Source organism: Holospora curviuscula (assembly GCF_002930195.1).
Classification (GTDB): Bacteria; Pseudomonadota; Alphaproteobacteria; order Holosporales; family Holosporaceae; genus Holospora; species Holospora curviuscula.
Genome location: NZ_PHHC01000079.1, coordinates 16,275 through 20,812 on the forward strand (window position 1 = coordinate 16,275; position 4,538 = coordinate 20,812).

Below are 4,538 nucleotides of genomic sequence, written 5' to 3' on the forward strand. Positions count from 1 at the left end.
TGTGCATCTTCATAGGGGATATCAGAGAGTAGTGGTTATAAAACTATCAGATGGATAGAAGATACGTTCATCAAGCATCCTGATTTTGCTTTACCAGGTAGGAAAGCGCTCCTTAAAAGCGATATGGAATATGAAGTTGTCCTTATTGATAAGGGTCAAGAATAAGAAGCGTATAAAAAATCGCAACAATAAGCAGAAAAACTTTTATTCTGGAAAGAAAAGAAGACATACTTTAAACAGTCAACTCGTTGTGGATAAGAAGACGAAACAAGTTGTTTGTACAGCTTGTACAAACGGCAAACGTCATGATTTTAGGCTGTTTAAAAAATCCGGAACCAAAATACATCCTACAAGTGCACGGGATTACTGACACTGGATACCAAGGAATACAAAAGCTGCATATCAAATTCAAATTGCCAAAAAAGAAGATAAAAAGAAAACTCAAGATCTGGCTCGCGAAAGAATAGCCCATGAAAAGGTCATAGGTATGATTAAACAGTTCAAAATCATATCTGATCAATACAGAAATAGACGTAAAAGATTTGGACTCAGATTCAATCTAATAGCAGCTATTTACACCATGGAGTTATCCTGACATCTATTTATGCAAGCGGTCTAATATAGAATGCGCGATCATCACCCTATTTTCGGCAGCTGCTACAGCCATTTCGTACGCTTTAGACAATCTTGGATAATGATTGAGGCCAGCCAAGGCTCGTTCAACGACTTATCTTTTGGCGAGCGCAGCCCATTCTGGGGTTCTGAAATTTCAATTGTCTTGTTAAGACCATTTCTCATAAACGCTAGCATGGTTTTTCCATACCCGGCATCAGCGCAAACACTTTTGAGTGTCGGATAGTGTTGCAGAGCCGCTTAAAAAACATTGCACTCCCCCTACGGTGATTAGCGTCATGAACAGTCCCATGCACTCAATTGCCTTGTGTATCCACAACACTATGGCGTTTACGTCTCTTTTTTTCCCTCCGTAAATGCCGCGTTGTTCACAAGCCCGGGTAGTTTTAACACTGTGTGAATCAATCTTGCGATCGCTCGGGTCTTCACTGCCGCCAACCTTGATCTACCTTATCTTGACAAGCGCGCTCAGTACTTTTTTCCATATTCTTTTGATCCTGCATCTTCGATAAAACGATTGTACAGGCGAGTATGGCGGAAAATCTTTAGAAAGTATTCGCCATGGGCAGCCGGTCGTTATTATGTAAACTATTCCATTAATACGCTCTTTCTTCTGGTGTTTACTTATATTACCATACTTGTCCCATGCAAAATGATCTTTAATGAGCTTTCATTCATGATTTATTAAATTTCTTGGATCACACGTTCTGATTACCTCCTAGCTTTACTATACTCCCCCCTTTTATCCATGAATACGGGGTCTTAGGTTCACTCTTTCAAATCTCAATTTAGCTCTGGTGGATAAGGATGCACCAATATTATTTTTCAGCCAACAGATTGGATGAGGGCTCTTGTCTTTTGTGATCTATAGAACGAAGTATGATCCATAATCTTGCCGGATTTTAATGCTTTGATTCAACAGAATTTTACCTCATTGATTAAAAAGATTCGTCTTACAAGGCCTGTTAGAGGGGCTATAAATTAATTGTTTACTAAGCAAGATAATATAGCCAACTAACTATAGAATAGTTGTAACAAAAGAAAATAGAAGATATTTAAAGCTGTCGTATTTTTACAAAAAGTTAATACAAGTTTACCTTTATGCTATGAAGAGGGATATTATTTTGATAAAAGAACTGCATCAAGATTTACGTGTAGATTACTTTGACCCAGGTAATGAGTTAAACAAAAAAATTACTAACCTCTTGCAAAACCAAAAACATTTTACTTCTGAAGAGATGGATACTTTGAGAGAAATTGAGAAGATGATGCCGCATGAAGCTACCCTAAAAGTGGTAGACAATATAAGACGCCTTATAAAAATTTTTATGAATAATTTTTCAACGATGCTAGAACTCCTGAACGCTTTATTAACGGTAGAATATAAGGCTCCTAATAATGAGTACACTAAGAAAATATTAGAACAGTATCAGAATAATACTTTTCGATCTTTAAAAAATATACAAGACATTAAAAACATTTCAGATAAAATTTTACTAACAATAAATAAAATAGAAGAAGACGTGAAGCAAGTAAAAATGTAATATAGGATTTCTCTGATACTCTAAGAGGTCCTCAAAATATTAAGCTCAATGAAAAAAACAATATAATAAACCTACTGCGTAAGGATTACAAATTGTGTAAGGAGCGCATATTTAATGGAGCTCATGTTCAATACATTAAAACCTTTTAGGCGCCTGAAAACCAGGGATGATATGCTTGATATTTCATATCCGGCTTTTTTTTTCTTTCTGGAACTAATATTTCTGTAATTAAAAATATTATTTTTTCATTAAATTCATAAAAAGTAAAAAGTTTTTTATTATAATAAGAAAAACGTCTTATCTCTTTTTATAACTGATGAACGTAACTCATAGAAAATTTTTGATCTTAACGGCCTTGACTTTGTGTTGGAATACTGTGGAACCATTTCCTGCAGAGTGGGAAAAGAAATTGGGGCAGTGCACTAAAGATATCAACGCTATTAATGATGCGTTAGAAAAGGGAGAATTCCTCATAGATGGAAGCCAGAAAATGGACCAGTGTATTCGCATTATCTCTGATATCAATAGGCAGCTGAAACAGTTACGCGCAACAGAGCGTACAGAGAATACGCAGCTGACACACTCCCAGGAAATAGAGAATACGACCCCAAACCTAAAGACACATAATGACTCTTGGAGAGCCCTCATACCAGAGATTAAAAACGCGTCTCAACTTTTTGAAAAATTAGAACTCAACCTTCCTCTTTTCTCCAGTGTAGAATATTCTAATAATTATGTATTTAAAGAATATTATAATGATTCTGTATTTAAAAATAATAATTATTTAAAAATGTATAATCAAAAACAAGAGGAAAGCTATTTAGAAAATTTAAATACTTTTATACAGCGGAAAAGAGAAGACCTAAAATCATATTTACAGGTATTTTCTAAAATATTAAATTTAGACCCTGTAGAAGCGGAAAAACACTATTTGAATGAAAACGTCGTTTCGGATTTGAATTATAGGAATCCTCGTCTACACATTGCACTTTTATTAGGATATTTTTACAGAGCTTTAATACAAGTTTACATTTCTTTTATTAAAAGAAATATTTATTGTTTAACAAGAGTGTGTGGCGCTTCATTATCTCAAGAAAACTACAATGCTTTAGGGGATGAAATGCCAACATTATTTCAGTCCTTCGAAACGTACCACGAAAAAGATCTACAACTGTCCAGGATTTTGAATCTCGATACGCTAGAAGCTAGGAGAGAAATGGCACTTAACACAAAAAAAAGGATAGGAGATTTTAACACGATTATTCCAGTCGTAAAAAAAATATTTGAATTTTTCAAAAAAAATAATAAAAAAGAAGAATCAAACAAATGTTATAATTATGCTGAAGATGGCTTACAAAAGTTGTTTGACATCACACAATATACAGAGCAAATTTCAGCAGTACTGAATAAACTAGAACCAGAATTAGAAAAATTTTAATTAAATTAGCAACACTATAAACAAGGCTCAGAGCGGTAATATGTGGCGCTCTTCTAAATAGTGTCGTTACGAGATATTGAGCCAAAGGGCAAGACAGCGTATTTGGGCGGCTGCAAGAAAGGAGGAGCTGTTTTTGGCGTATCGCGTGGCGATGCCTCTCCATCGCTTAAGATGCAAGAAGGTATTTCTTGGTCATAGAAGCGCTGTTCTTTTCCCTTCTTTTTTGCAGGAATCACCGCTTGAATGGTTTGACCGTTTTCCATGTCTAATACAGCATCTGAATCATCGCCTTTGTCGGCTAAAAGACATTGGGCGTTTATGCCCTCAATAAAAGCCTCAGCCTGTGTACAATCAGCTGTTCTACCTTCTGTAACAAGGATTCGCACTGGCATACCAGTCGCATCCACGGCTATATGTATTTTGGAATTGAGTCCCCTTTTGTTCGTTCCATGGCTTGGTTTCCACCACGTGCTCCTGCTGCATGAGGGGGTACTTTGATAGGGCTTGCATCAAATCATGAGCCACTCAAAATCAGGCTCCATCACAAGCGATTCTAACACTCCTTTCCAAACGCCTTTGTCCCGCCATCTGCAAAAGCGCCAATGCGTGTTTTTCCAGTGGCCATAAGTCAGGAGGTAAATCTCTCCAGGGTGCGCCAGTGCGCAATATCCAAAAGACGGCGTTGATAAAAAGCCTATTATCATGGGCGATACTTCCCCAGAAACCTTTTCGCCCAGGCAATCGCGGCTCTAAAAGACTCCATATGCGATCTGGCATATCATGGCGTCGGTGAGCGCCTACCTTGCATTGATTCATTCTATACCTCATGCTAGCATAGATTGATTCTCGTGACGACACACTCTAGGTGTTTGATCCCAGAGAGTTATGGTATATATTATGAAGATAATAATGCATGGAGAAAA

Annotated in this window: 5 protein-coding genes and 2 pseudogenes; 3 read left to right on the forward strand and 4 right to left on the reverse strand. The window is 36.7% G+C overall.

Annotated elements, in window-relative coordinates; genetic code table 11:
* Positions 1 to 15: 15 nt before the first annotated feature.
* Positions 16 to 595, forward strand: a pseudogene (locus HCUR_RS02460) (transposase family protein); the annotation flags it as partial.
* 62 nt (positions 596 to 657) lie between these two features.
* Here HCUR_RS02460 and HCUR_RS08340 read toward each other — a convergent pair.
* The 3 genes from HCUR_RS08340 to HCUR_RS10120 all read right to left on the reverse strand — a co-directional run bounded on the left by HCUR_RS08340 (position 658) and on the right by HCUR_RS10120 (position 1,297).
* Entirely contained in the window at positions 658 to 810 is a 153-nt protein-coding gene (locus tag HCUR_RS08340; protein ID WP_165780666.1) for a hypothetical protein, read from the reverse strand.
* Between the two features lie 19 nt (positions 811 to 829).
* A complete protein-coding gene (locus HCUR_RS09800) occupies positions 830 to 955 on the reverse strand; it encodes a hypothetical protein (RefSeq protein WP_279337505.1) in 126 nt (41 codons plus the stop codon).
* Positions 956 to 1,078: 123 nt separating this feature from the next.
* Positions 1,079 to 1,297: a transposase gene (locus HCUR_RS10120; RefSeq protein ID WP_104206663.1), complete on the reverse strand. Its 219-nt coding sequence runs from the start codon at positions 1,295 to 1,297 to the stop codon at positions 1,079 to 1,081.
* Between the two features lie 460 nt (positions 1,298 to 1,757).
* Between HCUR_RS10120 and HCUR_RS02470 the strand changes: the two genes are divergently transcribed.
* Positions 1,758 to 2,177 (forward strand): hypothetical protein, encoded by a 420-nt coding sequence (locus HCUR_RS02470; RefSeq protein WP_129591858.1) that lies wholly within the window; start codon positions 1,758 to 1,760, stop codon positions 2,175 to 2,177.
* Between the two features lie 316 nt (positions 2,178 to 2,493).
* Positions 2,494 to 3,615 (forward strand): hypothetical protein, encoded by a 1,122-nt coding sequence (locus HCUR_RS02475; protein WP_104206592.1) that lies wholly within the window; start codon positions 2,494 to 2,496, stop codon positions 3,613 to 3,615.
* Between the two features lie 66 nt (positions 3,616 to 3,681).
* On the opposite strand, the pseudogene HCUR_RS02480 reads toward HCUR_RS02475, so the two are convergent.
* Positions 3,682 to 4,431: pseudogene (locus tag HCUR_RS02480) on the reverse strand (IS5 family transposase).
* Positions 4,432 to 4,538: the final 107 nt, after the last annotated feature.

What these genes read in the sequence shown, in the direction of transcription:
- HCUR_RS08340 (WP_165780666.1), bottom strand. Translation starts at nt 810, where the DNA reads ATGCTAGCGTTTATGAGAAATGGTCTTAACAAGACAATTGAAATTTCA.
- HCUR_RS02475 (WP_104206592.1), top strand. Translation starts at nt 2,494, where the DNA reads ATGAACGTAACTCATAGAAAATTTTTGATCTTAACGGCCTTGACTTTG.